At 67.6% G+C, this 16,018-nt stretch carries 17 protein-coding genes and 1 pseudogene; 14 read left to right on the plus strand and 4 right to left on the minus strand.

What is annotated here, in order from left to right; translation table 11 throughout:
* The first annotated feature begins 53 nt into the window (after positions 1 to 53).
* The 7 genes and pseudogenes from AB0H61_RS17055 to AB0H61_RS17085 all read left to right on the plus strand — a co-directional run bounded on the left by AB0H61_RS17055 (position 54) and on the right by AB0H61_RS17085 (position 6,108).
* Positions 54 to 1,502 (plus strand): lytic murein transglycosylase, encoded by a 1,449-nt coding sequence (locus AB0H61_RS17055; protein WP_357304942.1) that lies wholly within the window; start codon positions 54 to 56, stop codon positions 1,500 to 1,502.
* A 123-nt stretch (positions 1,503 to 1,625) separates the two neighbouring features.
* Positions 1,626 to 2,471: a lytic murein transglycosylase gene (locus AB0H61_RS17060; protein WP_357304944.1), complete on the plus strand. Its 846-nt coding sequence runs from the start codon at positions 1,626 to 1,628 to the stop codon at positions 2,469 to 2,471.
* A gap of 19 nt (positions 2,472 to 2,490) precedes the next feature.
* Positions 2,491 to 3,627 (plus strand): Mrp/NBP35 family ATP-binding protein, encoded by a 1,137-nt coding sequence (locus tag AB0H61_RS17065; protein ID WP_357304947.1) that lies wholly within the window; start codon positions 2,491 to 2,493, stop codon positions 3,625 to 3,627.
* A 102-nt stretch (positions 3,628 to 3,729) separates the two neighbouring features.
* Positions 3,730 to 4,008 (plus strand): annotated as a pseudogene (locus tag AB0H61_RS17070) (DivIVA domain-containing protein); the annotation flags it as partial.
* 356 nt (positions 4,009 to 4,364) lie between these two features.
* Positions 4,365 to 4,922, plus strand: coding sequence for a DNA-3-methyladenine glycosylase I (locus tag AB0H61_RS17075; protein ID WP_357304951.1), 558 nt, complete (start codon positions 4,365 to 4,367; stop codon positions 4,920 to 4,922).
* Positions 4,923 to 5,102: 180 nt separating this feature from the next.
* Positions 5,103 to 5,270: a DUF3117 domain-containing protein gene (locus AB0H61_RS17080; protein WP_011211259.1), complete on the plus strand. Its 168-nt coding sequence runs from the start codon at positions 5,103 to 5,105 to the stop codon at positions 5,268 to 5,270.
* Positions 5,271 to 5,289: 19 nt separating this feature from the next.
* Complete coding sequence (locus AB0H61_RS17085) at positions 5,290 to 6,108, plus strand: putative RNA methyltransferase (RefSeq protein ID WP_357304954.1); 819 nt, start codon at positions 5,290 to 5,292, stop codon at positions 6,106 to 6,108.
* 93 nt (positions 6,109 to 6,201) lie between these two features.
* Here AB0H61_RS17085 and glgA read toward each other — a convergent pair whose 3' ends face one another.
* On the minus strand, positions 6,202 to 7,371 hold the full coding sequence (glgA, locus tag AB0H61_RS17090; RefSeq protein ID WP_357305222.1) for a glycogen synthase: 1,170 nt from the start codon (positions 7,369 to 7,371) through the stop codon (positions 6,202 to 6,204).
* Between the two features lie 194 nt (positions 7,372 to 7,565).
* Between glgA and glgC the strand changes: the two genes are divergently transcribed.
* Complete coding sequence (gene glgC, locus AB0H61_RS17095) at positions 7,566 to 8,780, plus strand: glucose-1-phosphate adenylyltransferase (RefSeq protein WP_357304957.1); 1,215 nt, start codon at positions 7,566 to 7,568, stop codon at positions 8,778 to 8,780.
* Positions 8,781 to 8,783: 3 nt separating this feature from the next.
* On the opposite strand, the gene AB0H61_RS17100 is transcribed toward glgC, so the two are convergent.
* The 3 genes from AB0H61_RS17100 to AB0H61_RS17110 all read right to left on the minus strand — a co-directional run bounded on the left by AB0H61_RS17100 (position 8,784) and on the right by AB0H61_RS17110 (position 10,046).
* Positions 8,784 to 8,969: a hypothetical protein gene (locus tag AB0H61_RS17100; protein WP_357304959.1), complete on the minus strand. Its 186-nt coding sequence runs from the start codon at positions 8,967 to 8,969 to the stop codon at positions 8,784 to 8,786.
* A gap of 44 nt (positions 8,970 to 9,013) precedes the next feature.
* On the minus strand, positions 9,014 to 9,271 hold the full coding sequence (locus tag AB0H61_RS17105) for a hypothetical protein (protein ID WP_357304961.1): 258 nt from the start codon (positions 9,269 to 9,271) through the stop codon (positions 9,014 to 9,016).
* A 136-nt stretch (positions 9,272 to 9,407) separates the two neighbouring features.
* Positions 9,408 to 10,046, minus strand: coding sequence for an O-methyltransferase (locus AB0H61_RS17110; protein ID WP_357305224.1), 639 nt, complete (start codon positions 10,044 to 10,046; stop codon positions 9,408 to 9,410).
* 328 nt (positions 10,047 to 10,374) lie between these two features.
* Between AB0H61_RS17110 and sigE the strand changes: the two genes are divergently transcribed.
* The 6 genes from sigE to AB0H61_RS17140 all read left to right on the plus strand — a co-directional run bounded on the left by sigE (position 10,375) and on the right by AB0H61_RS17140 (position 15,479).
* Entirely contained in the window at positions 10,375 to 11,013 is a 639-nt protein-coding gene (gene sigE / locus AB0H61_RS17115; protein ID WP_357304963.1) for an RNA polymerase sigma factor SigE, read from the plus strand.
* Positions 11,014 to 11,075: 62 nt separating this feature from the next.
* Positions 11,076 to 11,465: a hypothetical protein gene (locus AB0H61_RS17120; protein ID WP_357304965.1), complete on the plus strand. Its 390-nt coding sequence runs from the start codon at positions 11,076 to 11,078 to the stop codon at positions 11,463 to 11,465.
* Between the two features lie 10 nt (positions 11,466 to 11,475).
* The gene (locus tag AB0H61_RS17125) at positions 11,476 to 13,071 is read left to right on the plus strand and encodes a trypsin-like peptidase domain-containing protein (RefSeq protein ID WP_357304968.1); all 1,596 of its coding nucleotides are present in this window, start codon (positions 11,476 to 11,478) and stop codon (positions 13,069 to 13,071) included.
* Positions 13,072 to 13,104: 33 nt separating this feature from the next.
* The gene (gene tatB, locus AB0H61_RS17130) at positions 13,105 to 13,521 is read left to right on the plus strand and encodes a Sec-independent protein translocase protein TatB (RefSeq protein WP_357304971.1); all 417 of its coding nucleotides are present in this window, start codon (positions 13,105 to 13,107) and stop codon (positions 13,519 to 13,521) included.
* 105 nt (positions 13,522 to 13,626) lie between these two features.
* The gene (locus AB0H61_RS17135) at positions 13,627 to 14,487 is read left to right on the plus strand and encodes a hypothetical protein (protein WP_357304974.1); all 861 of its coding nucleotides are present in this window, start codon (positions 13,627 to 13,629) and stop codon (positions 14,485 to 14,487) included.
* Between the two features lie 581 nt (positions 14,488 to 15,068).
* Positions 15,069 to 15,479, plus strand: coding sequence for a hypothetical protein (locus tag AB0H61_RS17140; RefSeq protein WP_357304977.1), 411 nt, complete (start codon positions 15,069 to 15,071; stop codon positions 15,477 to 15,479).
* The last annotated feature ends 539 nt before the right edge of the window (positions 15,480 to 16,018 follow it).

Below are 16,018 nucleotides of genomic sequence, written 5' to 3' on the forward strand. Positions count from 1 at the left end.
AGTGGATGTCCCGGACACCCGCTCTCACGACGTCCGAGGATTGGTGTGGCCGAATGCGAATATCTGCTCCGATAACCGTCTCGGTCCTGGTCGTCGCGGGCCTCGTCGCCACAGGATCGACCACCAACACCACCACGTCCAGTACGCCGCCGCAGGCACCAGAGGCACTGCTGGCCGCGTCCAGCGGGGTGGGCGGATCCAGCAACGCGGCGGCGACGGCCACAGACGCCCAGCTGTCTCGGACAGTCGGACTGCTACCGGTCACTCCGGAGACACCCCGCAAACTCACAGCTATGATTCCTCCCGCTGACGGAATCGCCCCCTTCGCCGGGGCGATTCCTCTGCGCGACATCACACTGCCCACCACCGGTGGGGCGCTCGGCATCCCGCAGGTCGTACTGGCCGCCTACCGCAATGCCGAACTGGCACTGGAATCCTCGATGCCGGGCTGCGGCCTGACCTGGAACCTGCTGGCCGGTATCGGGCGCATCGAATCCGGACATGCGGGAGGCGGGCGCACCGACGCCGCGGGCACCTCGGTCACCCCCATCTTCGGACCGGCGTTGGACGGCACCCTGCCCGGTAACGAGGTCATCAAGGCCGCCGACGGCGGTTATGTCCGCGCTATCGGGCCGATGCAGTTCCTGCCCGGCACCTGGAGCCGCTACGCCGCCGACGGTAACGGCGACGGCGTCGCCGATCCGCACAACATCTTCGACGCCACCCTGGCGGCGGGCAAATACCTGTGCTCGGGCGGGCTGAATTTGCGCGACCCGGCCCAGGAATTGCGCTCGATATTGCGCTACAACAACTCGATGTCCTACGCCGCCAATGTGCTGCGCTGGTCGGCGGCCTACCGGACCGGCGGCACGCCGAGTCAGGTCAGGATCTCCCCCGACCTGATCCCGCCCGGCCAAACACCGATCCAGGCCGGTCCGGATGTCATGGCGGCCAACACCACCACGCCGACCACCACGTCCGAACCGCCACCGAATACCCGGACCACGGTCGAGCCGCCCAGGCCGACCCAGGTGATGATCACGATCCCCGGCCTGCCGCCGATCCCCTGCGGCATCTTCTGCCCGCCGCCGCCTCCGCCCGCGAATCCATGTGAGGTGCAGGCGGTTCCCGCGCCGATGCCGCGTCCGGGCCTACTGGCACAGGCGCCGGTCGCCCCCGCCGAAAGCTTCGGTTCGGGCGATCCGCAACATCCGGGGCAGCGCCAGCAGCCGGAGCAGCGCCAGCAGCCGGAGCAGGCCAAGCAGCCGCAGCCGGTCTGCACACCGCCGCAGCCGGACGCCGCCAATCAGCAGGCACCCGCACCCGCACCCGCGCCCCAACAGGCGCCCGCACCCGAGCAGACGCCGGAGCCCGCCAAGACGCCCGAGCCCGGGGTGCCCGAGGCCACGGAACCCACGCCGGAGACCGCGCCGACGACAACCCAGCAGCCGGGCATCACGCTGCCGTTCAACATCGTGATTCCCGTTCCGCCACAAGGCTGAAACCAAACATCAGAGCAGGTCACGAAGTAGTAACAAAAAGGTCTCGAATGCGGTAGTCTCTCCTTCATCCAACGAGGGCTCGTCAGCGAGTCCTTCGGGAAGCCGGAGGAGGGTCACCACACAGTGGGGCGTCACCGAAAACCTTCGTCTGTGAATATCGGGCGAAGCTCTGTAATCGCGCTATCAGGATTGGTCCCCGCCGGAATCGTCACCGTCGCAGGCGCATCCGACCTGGACACCGCCGAACAGGCCGCAATCCAGCAGTCTCCGGGGGATGATCAGGACGCACTGGGCCTCAGATCCCAGTCTCTCGACGAAGCCGTCGCGCATGCCATGGCCAAACAGGGCACCGTGGCACCACCCGTCGTCAAATCCGTTGCACTGCCCGCGAATCGGGAAGTCGCCAACATGCCCGCAGGACAGCTCGGTGTCCCCGGCGTCGCCATCGCGGCCTACCAGAACGCCGAACGCACGCTGATCGCGGAGAACCCCGACTGCGGGATGCCCTGGTACCTACTGGCCGGAATCGGCCGGGTGGAATCGACCCACGCCTTCGGCGGCAAGGCCGATGCCGAGGGCAATCCGCTCACCCCGGTCTACGGTCCGGTCCTCGACGGCTCACTGTGGGGCAACAATGTCATCCACGACAGCGACGACGGTGAGTTGGACGGCCTCGCGGGCTACGACCGCGCGGTGGGTCCGATGCAGTTCCTGCCCGAGACCTGGAAGCGCTACGCCGCCGACGGCAACGGTGACGGAATCGCCGACCCGCAGAACCTCTACGACGCGGCGTTGACGGCCGGGAAGTACCTCTGCGCCGGCAATTTGAATATGCGCAATACGGCCCAGCAGACCCGTGCCATCCTGCGGTACAACAACTCGATGGCCTACGTCGCGAACGTCATGGCGTGGGCCAATTCGTACAACACCGGGGTCGCACCGAAGCCCGCGGAGCTGCCCCGGATCTGACACCACTAAAATCGTGGTTATGCCAGTGGTAACGGAAGCGGATGTGCGGGGCGCCCTCGCGAAGGTCGACGACCCGGAGATCCGTAAGCCGATCACCGAACTGGGCATGGTGAAAAGCGTCGCGATCGGCGCCGATAGCAATGTCCATATCGTGATCTACCTGACAACGGCGGGCTGCCCGTTGCGCACCGAGATCACCCAGCGGGTGACCAAGGCGGTGGCCGACGTCGCGGGTATCGGCGCGGTCACGGTCGAACTCGATGTGATGGACGACGAGCAGCGCACCAACCTGCGCAAGCAGCTGCGTGGCGACTCCGCCGATCCGGTGATCCCGTTCGCCCAGCCCGGCTCGCTGACCCGGGTGTACGCGGTGGCGTCCGGTAAGGGTGGCGTCGGGAAGTCCAGCGTCACCGTCAACCTCGCCGCCGCCATGGCCGCGCGCGGACTGTCGGTCGGCGTGCTCGACGCCGATATCTACGGCCACTCGGTGCCGCGCATGCTGGGCACCGATCAGCGTCCGACCCAGGTCGAGCGGATGATCATGCCGCCGGTGGCGCATGAGGTGAAGGTCATCTCGATCGCCATGTTCACCCAGGGGAATACGCCCGTGGTGTGGCGCGGCCCGATGCTGCACCGGGCGCTACAGCAGTTCCTCGCCGATGTGTTCTGGGGAGATCTGGACGTCCTGCTCCTCGACCTGCCGCCGGGCACCGGCGATGTCGCCATCTCCATCGCCCAGTTGATCCCCAACGCGGAGATCCTGGTCGTCACCACCCCGCAGCTGGCCGCCGCGGAGGTGGCCGAGCGGGCGGGTTCGATCGCATTGCAGACCCGGCAGCGCATCGCGGGCGTAGTGGAGAACATGTCCTGGCTGGACCTGCCCGACGGCAACAGGATGGAGCTCTACGGCTCCGGCGGTGGTCAGACCGTCGCCGACAGCCTGACCCGCGCGGTCGGCGCCACCGTCCCGCTGCTCGGTCAGATCCCGATCGAGCAGGCGCTGCGCGAGGCGAGCGACGAGGGCACCCCGATCGTGCTCCGCGACCCGGAAAGCGCCTCCGCCAAGGCCCTTGTCGCGGTCGCCGACAAGCTCGCGGTGCGCCGCCGCGGTCTGGCGGGCATGTCCCTCGGCATCGACACCACTCGCCACCTGTAAGACACGTTCCGGAGCGGTTGCCCGCCGCTGGCGGTATTCGAGGACCGATTTCCGCCGGACCGGATGTATCCGGGTGTCGGTACGGGCCAATAAGCTCGGGGCATGCTCACGCTGCTTTTGTACGTGCTGATCGTCGGTCTGGTGGCCGCGGTGCTGTTCCTGCTCGCGAGTGCGGTGTTCGGGCGCGGAGAGGAATTGGGGCCGCTACCGGAGGGGACCACGGCCACCGTGCTACCCGCGGAGGGGATCAGCGGGGCGGACGTACGAGCGCTGCGATTCCAGCAGGTGGTGCGCGGGTACAAGGCGGGCGAAGTGGATTGGGCGCTGGCACGGCTGGCCGCCCGCATCGATGAACTACAACTGGAGTTGGCGCACGCGCGCAGTGCCGCGATCTCCACCGCGGTGCCGCGCGGCACCCAGGCGCCGCAGCAACAAACCCAGAATGCCGCGCAGTCACCGCTGGCCGGGCTGACAGGTCCACAGCAGGCTGTCACACCGCAGCAGCACAGGCCCGCACCCATCGCCGAACCGGGCGGCTCGCAGCCGAGCGGCGGTTCATCCCCCGGGCCCGCGCGGACCGCCGATGCCGAGCGGCCGTCCGCCGAGTCACAGCCGATCACACCGCCGCAGGTGAGTACGACGACCGGTCAACCGTCACAGCATCCGCAGTCGAACGGCGATAGGCGGCCGGACGGTTCCGATCGCGGCGACGCGTCGCAGCCCACCCCCGAGTCGAAGTGACCGCCGAACTCGCTCCCGACGGCCGATTCCGCTGCCCGTGGTCGGAGGGATCGCAGCTGTATCGCGACTACCATGATCTGGAGTGGGGACAGCCGCTGCACGGCGACCACGCCATGTTCGAGCGCCTGTGCCTCGAGGCCTTCCAATCGGGACTGGCGTGGATCACCATCCTGCGGAAGCGGCCCGCTTTCCGTATCGCATTTGCCGGCTTCTCCATCGAGCGCGTGGCCGCATTCGACGACGCGGATGTGGCGCGATTGCTGGCCGATACCGGCATTGTCCGCAACCGGGCCAAGGTGGAGGCCGCCATCGCCAACGCCCGGGTCGCCCAGCGTCTGGACATCGGGCTCGACGAGCTGATCTGGTCGTTCGCTCCCGACCCGCGCCCGCGCCCGCGCACACTTGCCGATGTGCCCGCGACCAGCCCCGAATCCGTCGCTCTGGCAAAAGAATTGAAGAGACGCGGATTCCGTTTCGTCGGCCCGACAACGGCCTACGCGCTGATGCAGGCGACCGGAATGGTGGACGATCATCTGGCCGATTGCTGGGTCTAGAGTGACCTGCCCGACACCGACCTAGCGGTCACATTTCGAACTCAGGTATCCGTCCACATCGGCGATAGGGAAGAATGGGACGGGTGTAGCTCGCCAAATGCCGGTGGGCTCGCTGGTTGGTGACAACTGGAGTTCCAAGAAAGTGCGCAGAAAACCGCGCAGATCTGGAGGGAGCAGAGGATGGCGGCCATGAAGCCCCGCACCGGGGACGGTCCCCTCGAGGCAACCAAAGAAGGGCGTGGAATCGTTATGCGGGTTCCACTCGAGGGTGGCGGGCGTCTGGTCGTCGAACTCACGCCGGATGAGGCAGCGGCGCTCGGCGACGAACTGAAGAGTGTCACCAGCTAGTCATTCGGCACTCGCTGAAGTGGCCGGCTTGCTGGCCTGTCCGGAGTGCGGTCTCGGGCTCGAAGTCCGAGACCGAATGCTTCGTTGCGGGCGCGGTCACGGTTTCGACATTGCCAAGCAGGGTTATGTCAGCCTGTTGACCGGCGCGTCGACCAAAATGACCGGCGATACCGCGACCATGCTCGATGCCCGCGCGGCCTTTCAGGGCGCGCGGCATTTCGCACCGATCGCCGACGCGGTGGTCGCGGCCGTCGCGGAACCGGCCGCGACCGTGCTCGAGGTCGGCGCGGGCACCGGCTACTACCTGGCCGCCGTACTCGACGCCGCGCCCGCGGCCCTCGGCATCGCGCTGGACGTGGCAAAACCCGCGGCCCGCCGCTGCGCCCGCGCACATCCGCGTGCCGCTTCGGTGCTGGCCGACGCGTGGCGCGGTCTGCCGATCGCCGACCACACCATGAGCCGAGTACTCGCCGTCTTCGCCCCACGCAACCCCGCCGAGATCGCCCGGGTGCTGCGCGCCGACGGCCGCTTCGTCGTCGCCACCCCCACCCCCCGCCATCTGGCCGAGCTGATCGGCCCATTGGACATGGTGACGGTGGATCCGGATAAGAACCGCCGCCTCGCCGACTCCATGGCGGGTCATTTCGATCAGCTCGATCGCATGGTCATCGACTACCCGATGAACCTGTCCCGCGACGATATCGCGCACGTCATCGGCATGGGCCCCTCGGCATTCCACGCGCCCGCGACAGCCGACCCTCGCATCGCCGCACTACCCACCACCACCGAGGTAACCGCCTCGGTAACAATCTCCGTGTACCGCCCCCAACTGGCATAGTCGCGGTCTTCACAGAGAGTTCCTACGCCTCACAGAGGGTGCAGGCTCTGTGAGGCATGCGGACGGTCTGTGGGAACGGGTACGGGGTGCGGCTCAGAGCTTGCGAACGTGGTCGTAGACCTCGACGGTGCGGGCGGCGATGTTCGACCAGTCGAATTCGGCGATGGCTCTGGCTCTCCCGGCGGTGCCGAATTCGGCGGCCAGGATCGGGTCGCGGGCGACCTCGTTTACCGCGGCGGCGAGGGCGCGCTCGTAGTCGAGGGCGGCGACGGGGTCGTAGTGGACCAGGCGGCCGGTCACCCCGTCCGTGACAACCTCGGGAATGCCCCCGACATCGGAGGCGACGACGGCGGTGGCGCAGGCCATCGCCTCCAGGTTGACGATGCCGAGCGGCTCGTAGACCGACGGGCACACGAATACGGTGGCCGCGGCGAGGATCTGACGGATCTGCTCGGTGGGCAGCATCTCGCGGACCCAGAACACATTGCCGCGGCGCTGCTGTAATTCGGCGACCGCGGCGGCGGTCTCGACCTCGAGCTGTTTGGTATCGGGCGCACCCGCGCAGAGCACGAGCTGGATCTCGGGGTCGAACTCGCGTGCCGCGGCCAGCAGATGCCCGACACCCTTCTGCCGGGTGATCCGGCCGACGAAGGCCACCATGGGCCGGTCGGCGCTGACCCCGAGTTCGTCCAGGACCGGCCGGGCGCCCGCGGCGACGGGTCCGGGATGCCACAGGGCCGCGTCGATCCCGTTGTGCACCACGTGAACCCGGTCCGGGTCCAATGTCGGGTAGGCGTCGAGAACGTCGTGGCGCATCCCCTGGCTGACCGCGATGACGGCATCGGCGTGTTCGATGGCATTGCGCTCCGACCACGACGACAGCCGGTATCCGCCCCCGAGTTGTTCGGCCTTCCACGGCCGCCTCGGCTCCAGCGAATGCGCGGTGAGCACATGCGGCATCCCGTACAGGGTGGCGGCCAGATGCCCGGCCAGGCCGGTATACCAGGTGTGCGAATGCACCACGTCCACCTGCCCGACGGCATCGGCAATGCGGAGCTGGGCGGACATCATCTGGAGCGCCGCATTGGCCGCGTAGAGCGTCGAATCCGGTTGGTGCACCACGGCATCCGCGCGCGGCGCCCCCATGCAGTGCACGGTGACCTCGCACAACGCCCGTAGTCGCGCGGTCAGCTCGGTGACGTGCACCCCGGCACCGCCGTAGACCTCGGGTGGATATTCGCGGGTCAGCATCGCGACACGCAATCGGTCACGCACCGGCGCCGCGTCGCCGTGCTCGGACCCGACGGTACCCGCTGCGGTATCGCCGCGTCCCTGCTCGGTCGCACCGGATCCCGCTACCGAGCGCCCGCCGTCCGTGCCGAAACTCACCGATTCAAAGTAGACGCTCGGGTCGGCGGGGGCCACCTGCGCCCGTACTTCACGGTAGTTTGGGCACTGTGAGGAGCCAGCCGCACGTACTCGGGATCGTGCTCGCCGGTGGCGAGGGCAAGCGCCTGTTTCCACTCACCGCCGACCGAGCGAAGCCAGCGGTACCGTTCGGTGGGGCGTACCGGCTCATCGACTTCGTGTTGAGCAACCTCGTCAACGCGGGCTACCTGCGGTTGTGCGTGCTCACGCAGTACAAATCGCATTCACTGGACCGGCATATCTCCCAGACCTGGCGGTTATCGGGGTTCGCGGGCGAATACATCACGCCGGTCCCGGCCCAGCAGCGTCTCGGCCCGCGCTGGTACACCGGCAGCGCCGACGCGATCATGCAGTCGCTGAATCTGATCTACGACGAGGACCCGGATTACATCGTGGTCTTCGGCGCCGACCACGTGTACCGGATGGATCCGGAGCAGATGGTCTCCCATCACATCGACTCCGGTGCGGGCGTCACGGTGGCGGGTATCCGGGTGCCGCGCAGCGAGGCCGGCGCCTTCGGCTGCATCGATTCCGACGAGTCGGGCCGGATCACCCAGTTCCTGGAGAAGCCCGCTCATCCGCCCGGCACCCCGGACGACCCGAATGTGACCTTCGCGTCCATGGGCAACTACGTCTTCACCACCAAGGTGCTCGTCGATTCCATCCGCGCCGACGCCGACAACTCCGATTCCGACCACGATATGGGCGGCGACATCATTCCGTCGCTGGTGGCCGCGGGCGAGGCCGCCGTCTACGACTTCGCCGATAACGAGGTCCCCGGCGCTACCGAACGCGACCGCGGCTACTGGCGCGATGTCGGGACCATCGACGCGTTCTACGACGCCCACATGGATCTGGTCTCGGTGCACCCGGTCTTCAACCTCTACAACCGGCACTGGCCGATCCGCGGCGCGGCCGAGAATCTGCCGCCCGCCAAATTCGCCCAGGGCGGGCTGGCCCAGGAATCCATCGTGGGCGCGGGCAGCATTCTGTCCGCCGCGACCGTCCGTAATTCGGTACTCAGCGCCAATGTGATGGTCGACGACGGCGCCACGGTCGAGGGCAGTGTGCTGATGCCCGGCGTGCGCGTCGGACGCGGCGCGGTGGTCCGGCGCGCCATTCTGGACAAGAACGTGGTGGTCGGCGAGGGCGAAATCATCGGCGTCGATCTGGAGCGGGACCGTGATCGCTTCGCGGTGAGCAACGGCGGTGTGGTCACCGTCGGCAAGGGCGTCTGGGTCTGACGATCACGGCGCCGGGCAGAACGGCTCGCACGGGCCGGGTGTGCGTGGCGCCGTCGGCCTGGTGCGATCACCGAAATCCGCGGTGCTCACCAGGATGAGCACGGCGACCGCCAGCAGCACGATCAGCGCGAAGATGACGGTGGCGCCACCCCAGTCCACCCGATCGTCGTCATCGTTGTTCCAGAACATCACGGCCCCTTCGGGATAAGCCCGGGCCGTGGCGTTCGGATCAATTACGGCGTGCCGCCCGGCGCCGGTGACGGGATATCGGCCGTGCAGAACGGTGCACAGGTCCCGGAAGTCGGCGGGGCCTCGGTCGGCCCGGTATCGAAATCGGCATTGCTGACCAACAAAAGCACAATCATCGCTACCAGGAGCATGAATCCGAAGGTGCCGAAGATCAGCAACAGCCAACTGTGCGCCCGCCGCTCGGTGACAATGTGGCCGATATGGGCCCCTTCGATGATCTCCGAACCGCGTTCCCACACCATGGCTGCACCTCTGAGGTTCCGGTTTCTCCACGGTATACCCGGATATCACCGCCGAAACCGCCTCGCCCAGTGGCCATTCCGTCCGATCGCGCACGAAGGACGCCACGCCGGGCCGGTACCGCGGGTGGTGCCGAAATCAGCCCCGTGACGCGCAGAGCAGCCCATCGCCGACCGGGATCAGGACGCTGGTGAGCTCGGGATCCTCCGCGATCGCCCGGGTCGCGGCGCGCACCGCCTGGGTGGCCGGATCGCGCTGGGTCGTATCGGGGACCCGACCGCCGAGTAGCGCGTTGTGCAGGATGATCGCGCCCCCGTCGCGCAGCAATCGCACGGCCTGGCTGACGTACTGCGGGTGCTCCAGCGGTGCGGCATCGATGAAGACCAAGTCGTAGGCGCCGTCGGCGAGACGTGGCAGCACATCCAGGGCGCGACCGTTGATCAGCCGGGTGCGCGCCGGCGGGATCTCGGCGGCCCGGAACGCCTCCTTGGCCGCGCGCTGATGCTCCGGCTCGGAATCGATCGTGGTCAGCGTGCCGTCCTCGCGCATACCGTCGAGCAGCCAGAGGCCGCTGATACCCGCGCCGGTCCCCACCTCCACGACTGCGCGCGCACCGAGCAGCTGGGCATACATGCTCAGCAGGGCCCCGACCGACGGCGGCACGGGTGCCGCGCCGAGTTCGGTGGCCCGTTCGCGCGCGCTGACGAGGATCTCGTCCTCCACGACGGATTCCTCCACGTAGGCGAGATTTCGCTCCAGGTTCGATGCCACGCCTATGAGGCTAGTGGGACGCACGATGTATTGACGCTCCGACAAAGCGCTTCAGTACGAATTCCGCGCCGGACACTTTTTCTCAGGTGTCCCTCAGGATCTCCATATCTGCGGCATATCGGGACAGGAAAGAGTAAGGGCACGCAAGACCAGCCGACTGTTTACACGGGACGCGGGAACAACGACATACCGGTAGTTGGTTGTATCCCGTAGGTGGAGGTTCGAGATCCGGATCGCCACGACCGTTCCTGAGCGTTTACGGTCCCGAGTAGGAGGTAGCCCCATCCACACGGTCGATGCGGCGCGTGAATACGCCACCCTGCCAGAGCAGATTATGCCGTTCGAAAACGAAACGGCCGACGAAGCCACCGAGTCCGAGCCCGCCGATACCGGGGAATTGACCGGCACCGCGGCGTTCGACGCCACCGGCGATCGAGCCGTCATGCCGTCGTGGGACGAACTGGTTCGCGAACACGCCGACCGGGTGTACCGGCTGGCCTACCGTCTCTCCGGCGATGCTCAGGATGCCGAGGATCTCACCCAGGAGACTTTCATCCGGGTGTTCCGCTCCCTCTCGAACTACCAACCGGGCACCTTCGAGGGCTGGCTGCATCGCATCACCACCAACCTGTTCCTGGACATGGTGCGCAGGCGCAACCGAATCCGTATGGAGGCGCTGCCCGAGGATTACGAACGGGTGCCCGCCGAGGGTCCGACCCCCGAGGACGCCTACCACGACGCCCGACTCGATCCCGACCTGCAGTCCGCGCTGGACTCGCTGGCGCCGGAATTCCGCGCCGCGGTCGTGCTCTGTGACATCGAGGGCCTGTCCTACGAGGAGATCGGCGCGACCCTGGGTGTGAAGCTGGGGACCGTGCGCAGCCGCATCCACCGCGGGCGTCAGGCATTGCGCGACTACCTTGCGCATAATGGATCTCAGCAGCGGTTGGCCGCTGACGCGAACATAGGGTGATCGGTCGGAAGTCCGCATCTCCCCGGTTCGTGGATGATGTCGGTTGGAAGGGTGAGCACCGAATGAGTGGCGAGTCCAGCACGTCCGGTCGTTCGCCGCGGTTCCGTCCCACCGAGCACCTGGCGAGCGAGGCTATCGCGGCCTTTGTGGACGGCGAGCTGCGGATGAACGCCTACCTGCGTGCCGCTCAACATCTTTCTCTCTGCCCCGAGTGCGCGGCCGAGGTCGACGCTCAGCAGCAGGCGCGGATCGCGCTCCGCCAGTCCGGTCAGGTATCGATTCCCACCGGTCTGCACGACAGCCTGACGCGGATCCCGCTCGCCGAATTGCCCGGTACGGGCCCCACCGGAGCGGCGCACCCCCCGGCGGCGAGCACCCGCAACGAGGCAGTTTTCGGCTTTCTGACCGATTCGTTCACCGCGACCCGGTGGGCAACCTGGTGGCGCAAGTAGAGTTTGGCGCGTGACCACCGAATCACCGAACACCGGACCCGTGTCTGACGCGCCCGCCGCGGGCGACACCCCTGATTCGGCGGCCAGCAGGGGGAAACCGGGCTCACCCACCCCGCCGGCTACCACCACCCCCCTGAGGCCGTCGGACGCTCCCGTGCTCGGGCCGCGGCCGGTCTATCGGCCGCATGTCGACACCCACACCGCGCACGCCTTCCGCCGCCCCACCGGGCAGGTCGGTTCCTTCGCCGAGCAGGCGGCATCGAAAACCGATTCCGGTGCCCCGCAGCTTGGTCCGGAGTTGCACAATCGCCCGCCGGACGCCGTGCTGGCCGAGGCATTCGGGCGTCCCGAGGGCTCCACGGAGCTGTTGCAGCGCGACCCCGACGCGGGGGCCGGCGCGCCCGCGGTCGCCGGACCGGTCGATCCGTGGCGCGATCCGGCGGCCGCCGCCCGGCTCGGCGCGCCCGCGGTACCCACGCCACGTGCCCAGCCGCTGCCTCCGTCGCGCAAGCTGACCGCGCGCGAGGTGCTCTTCGGTTCCCGGGTGGCGCCGAAGGCGCTGGCCATGCTCGCCGTGGTCGCCCTTGCCATCGGGCTGCTGGGCGGTCTGGTCGGCAGGCTGACCGCCGAGGCGACGACGAATCTCACCTCCCGCAAGGTGACGCTGGAGCAGAGCGGTGACACCGAGCGCCCGCACGGCCTGATCTCCCAGGTCGCCAATGCCGTGCTGCCGTCGGTGGTCTCGATCCGGGTCACCGTCGGCGACAACGGTGCGACCGGTTCCGGCGTGGTGATCGACGGCGCGGGCTATGTGGTCACCAATAATCACGTGATCTCGATGGCCGCCCAGGACAAGAGCAATCGCGCCGCTATCCAGGTGACCTTCTCCGATGGTTCCCGGGTGCCCGCGAAGATCGTCGGGCGCGATCCCAAGACCGATCTGGCGGTGCTCAAGGTCGATGTGAAGAACCTCACGGTGGCCAAGCTGGGCAAGTCCGGCGACGTGCAGGTCGGCGACGACGTGCTTGCCATCGGCTCGCCGCTGGGGCTGAGCAAGACCGTCACCTCCGGCATCGTCAGTGCGCTGCACCGCCCGGTGAAGCTGCAGGGCGAGGGCAGCGACACCAATGCCGTGATCGACGCGGTGCAGACCGACGCCTCCATCAACCCGGGTAACTCCGGTGGCGCGCTGGTCGACATGGAGGGCCGGGTCATCGGCGTCAACACCGCGATCCGCAGCGAGACCGGCGGGTCGGTGGGCCTCGGCTTCGCCATCCCGGTGGATGTGATGACCAATGTCGCCCAGACGCTGATCCGGGACGGTCAGATGCATCACGCGATGATCGGCATCAGCGCCCGCACCAAGACCGTGGCCAATGAGGTGATGAGCGGCGCCGCGGTTGCCGACGTGGCGCCGAACGGCCCCGCCGCCAAGGCGGGGATCGTCGAGGGCGATGTCATCGTCAAGGTCGGGGATCGTGAGGTGACCGGGCCGGAGGAGCTGACGGTCGCGGTACAGGCCCACAAGATCGGCGAGACGGTGAACGTGCAGTTGATCCGCGATGGCAGGCAGGTTGACGTGCCGGTCACGCTGGAATCCGACTGACCTCCGACTTCGATCCCCAGGTAGCCTGGACCCGTGTTCAGCAGCATCGGCTGGAGCGAGATGATCATCTTGCTCGTCGCCGCCCTAGTGATCCTCGGCCCGGAGCGACTGCCCGGCGCGGTTCGCTGGACCACGCGCAGCCTGCGCCAGGTGCGCGACTACGCGAGCGGGGCGACCGCGCAGCTGAAAGAGGAACTCGGGCCCGAATTCGACGATCTGCGCAAGCCGCTGGCCGAGCTGAACGAGCTGCGCGGTATGACGCCGCGCTCGATGGTCACCAAACATCTGTTGAACGGCGATGATTCACTGTTCCGCGAGATCGACAAGGCGGTGCCGAGTAAGGACGAGTTGTTCGGCGCGTCGAGCGGCATGCCGAATTACCAGATGCCGAAACTCGAGAAGCCGTTGGCGCGCAACGAGCATCCGCCGATCGACAACGACGCCACCTGACCTGTCGAAACACCCCTAGCAGCCGAAACAGACTGGGCTGTCGCAAAGTACGTCATGTCAAGTGGGGTAGACACTAGACGCTGTCCAGCTGTCTAGACTTCGCACATGTCGGCCGATGACGTGGCGCGAGTCTTTGCAATCGAGGACAAAGTCGAAAGACTCAAGGCGGCCACCGACGGGGTGGCGGCGGCCCAACAGACCATCAACGAACTAACCCGGATCCGCCGAGCGGTGATCCGGGAACTACATGCCGAAGGCTGGACCTTCGCCAGAATCGGTGCCGCGGCGGGACTTTCCCGCGCGCGTATCCATCAGGTGAGCACCCAGGGTCCGGCGCCGGAGGGGTTGTTCTTCGGGCACGGCTCGCTCACCGTGCTGGTCCCCGAGATACGCGCGGGCCGAGTGCTCGGCGCACCCGACCCCAACGCTGGGACACGACTGGTGGAGTTGTTGCGCGAACTGGGATTCAGCGCGACCATCGAACATTTCCTGCCCGGCCGCCCGATCAATCTGAACCGCGACGGCCTGATCGCCATCGGCGGCCCCGAACTCTCCCCCAGCCTGCGCCAGGTCATCGCCGCCGACCCGCGCCTGCGCCGCGCCGTGGCACGGGCCGGGGACGCCCGCCGCGGGATCGAGGATCGGGCGGCCCGCCGGGTGTACCGGCCCGGCGGCCCGGAACCGCACGATATCGCCTACCTGGCCCGGCTGCCGCGCCCGGATGGCCGCGGCACCTGCCTGCTCATAGACGGCCTGCACCCACCCGGTTCGCTCGGCGCCATCCGTCTGCTCGCCACCCGCCTGGCCACACTGCACGAACGCGCTGCCAACCACCTGTTCTCGGTGCTGATCGCGGTCCGCTACGACCGCTCGACCGGTGAGCCCATCGACGCCGACCTACTCACCCCTGTCTACCGGCACGACCCCACCGACTCCCGGCCAATGGCGCCACGCACGCGGCGCTGAGCCGCCCGATTCCCTACTCACACACCGACTCCGGGGCGCGGTCGACCCGCGCCCCGCACGATCCACCAACGCCCCGAGCGATCCGCCCACGCCCCCACTCGATCCGCCTGCTCCCCCACACGATCCGCCCGCACCCCCATGCGCCTATCGAGTGCTGCGGGCATCACGTCCGCAACGCGGCCATCACGCGATCCGCCCGCGCCTCGACGCGCGCGGCTATTCCGTGCGGCCGTATGGCGATCGACCCGTGTCGCAACGCGGGCAGCCCGCACTGCGGCGCCGAATGCTGCCGTGTCACAACACCGCAGCGCCACGCCACGAAGCGCGCCGAATAGTTGCCATCACAGTGGCGAAACCCCCGAAAACCAATTAGAGTTACTTCGAGTTTCATATATGTGTCGCAGGTCACTAGCCCCGCGACGTGTCGGGCTTCGCCGTCGATGCTTAGATCGCCAGAAGATAACTATCCGTTAGGTGGGTGAGCGTTCTGTGGGTATAACGTCCCGAGGACAAGCCGTGCCGGGTCGAATGACGCGCGGGTCGAACGTCGCATTGCCCGACACCCACCAGGGGAGGCAGCTGTGAACCTCATTGTGATCATCGGCGTGGTCGTGGTCGTATTCGTCGTCGGGATGGTCGGCATACTCGTCGGGGTCCTGCGCCGACCGCGCTCGGCGGATAAGCACCTGACGGTGGCCGACATTCAGGCCAGACTCGCCGAAGAGGTCGGAAGAGACGGCCTCGCCGACGAGTTCGACGCCGGCCCCACCCGCGCTGCTTTCGACTCGCACACCGACCTCGATCGGGACCCCACCGGAACAGAGTCGGATCTCGACGCCACCGCCCACCCCGGCGCCCCCCGCGACGCCGCACCGGCCGACCACGCGGCGCCCGCCGACACCGCGCCCAGCAGCGATACCCCGTCCCCGCTCGACACGGTGCTCGATCGCGACGGCCAGCCCAGCGATTCATCACGCACACCGAGCCGGTAGACGCCACACGCACTGCGACGCTATGGCCGTCGCGGTCGGCCGGGGGGCACCCTCCCGCGATCGGTGGTCGCTACGCCTAGGGGTTCCGGTAGAGCTCGCCGAAACTCCATCGAGGTTCGACGTACGTCCTGATCGGGGCAACCGTTCGGGGGTTAGCGGTACATCGCTACCGACCAGGGCCGACGCTCATATCTGTTGTTTTCGGTTCGACTGGTTGATGCTGACATACACTGCGGAACCGGCCGAGACGAAGCTCGAACATACCCGCTCCTGAAAATGCAAGCAGCTGAGGGGCTTCATTCTCGCATCGCGATTGGGCTCGCACAGCTGAAGTTCATGACTAGCTGTCATCGGCACGAGCGTGCGTTCAGCGGACACGCTCAGCCGCCGAGACAAGGCTGGCCCGCGACGTCACTTTTCGCCGATGCGAACGGGGTCTCGGCCCCAACCGACGTCGAACTTCGCCGACAAACGACGTCGGAATTCACCAGCGCAGCCAGAGCCGATACACAGTAAACGGCCGCTGCGCCGGTGCCGAG

The organism is Nocardia sp. NPDC050710, assembly GCF_040654375.1.
Lineage (GTDB): Bacteria > Actinomycetota > Actinomycetes > Mycobacteriales > Mycobacteriaceae > Nocardia.

Coding starts and splice junctions, on each gene's coding strand:
- AB0H61_RS17055 (WP_357304942.1), top strand. CDS start 54: ATGCGAATATCTGCTCCGATAACCGTCTCGGTCCTGGTCGTCGCGGGC.
- AB0H61_RS17065 (WP_357304947.1), top strand. CDS start 2,491: ATGCCAGTGGTAACGGAAGCGGATGTGCGGGGCGCCCTCGCGAAGGTC.
- AB0H61_RS17080 (WP_011211259.1), top strand. CDS start 5,103: ATGGCGGCCATGAAGCCCCGCACCGGGGACGGTCCCCTCGAGGCAACC.
- AB0H61_RS17100 (WP_357304959.1), bottom strand. CDS start 8,969: ATGTTCTGGAACAACGATGACGACGATCGGGTGGACTGGGGTGGCGCC.
- AB0H61_RS17105 (WP_357304961.1), bottom strand. CDS start 9,271: ATGGTGTGGGAACGCGGTTCGGAGATCATCGAAGGGGCCCATATCGGC.
- sigE (WP_357304963.1), top strand. CDS start 10,375: ATGCCGTTCGAAAACGAAACGGCCGACGAAGCCACCGAGTCCGAGCCC.
- AB0H61_RS17120 (WP_357304965.1), top strand. CDS start 11,076: ATGAGTGGCGAGTCCAGCACGTCCGGTCGTTCGCCGCGGTTCCGTCCC.
- AB0H61_RS17135 (WP_357304974.1), top strand. CDS start 13,627: ATGTCGGCCGATGACGTGGCGCGAGTCTTTGCAATCGAGGACAAAGTC.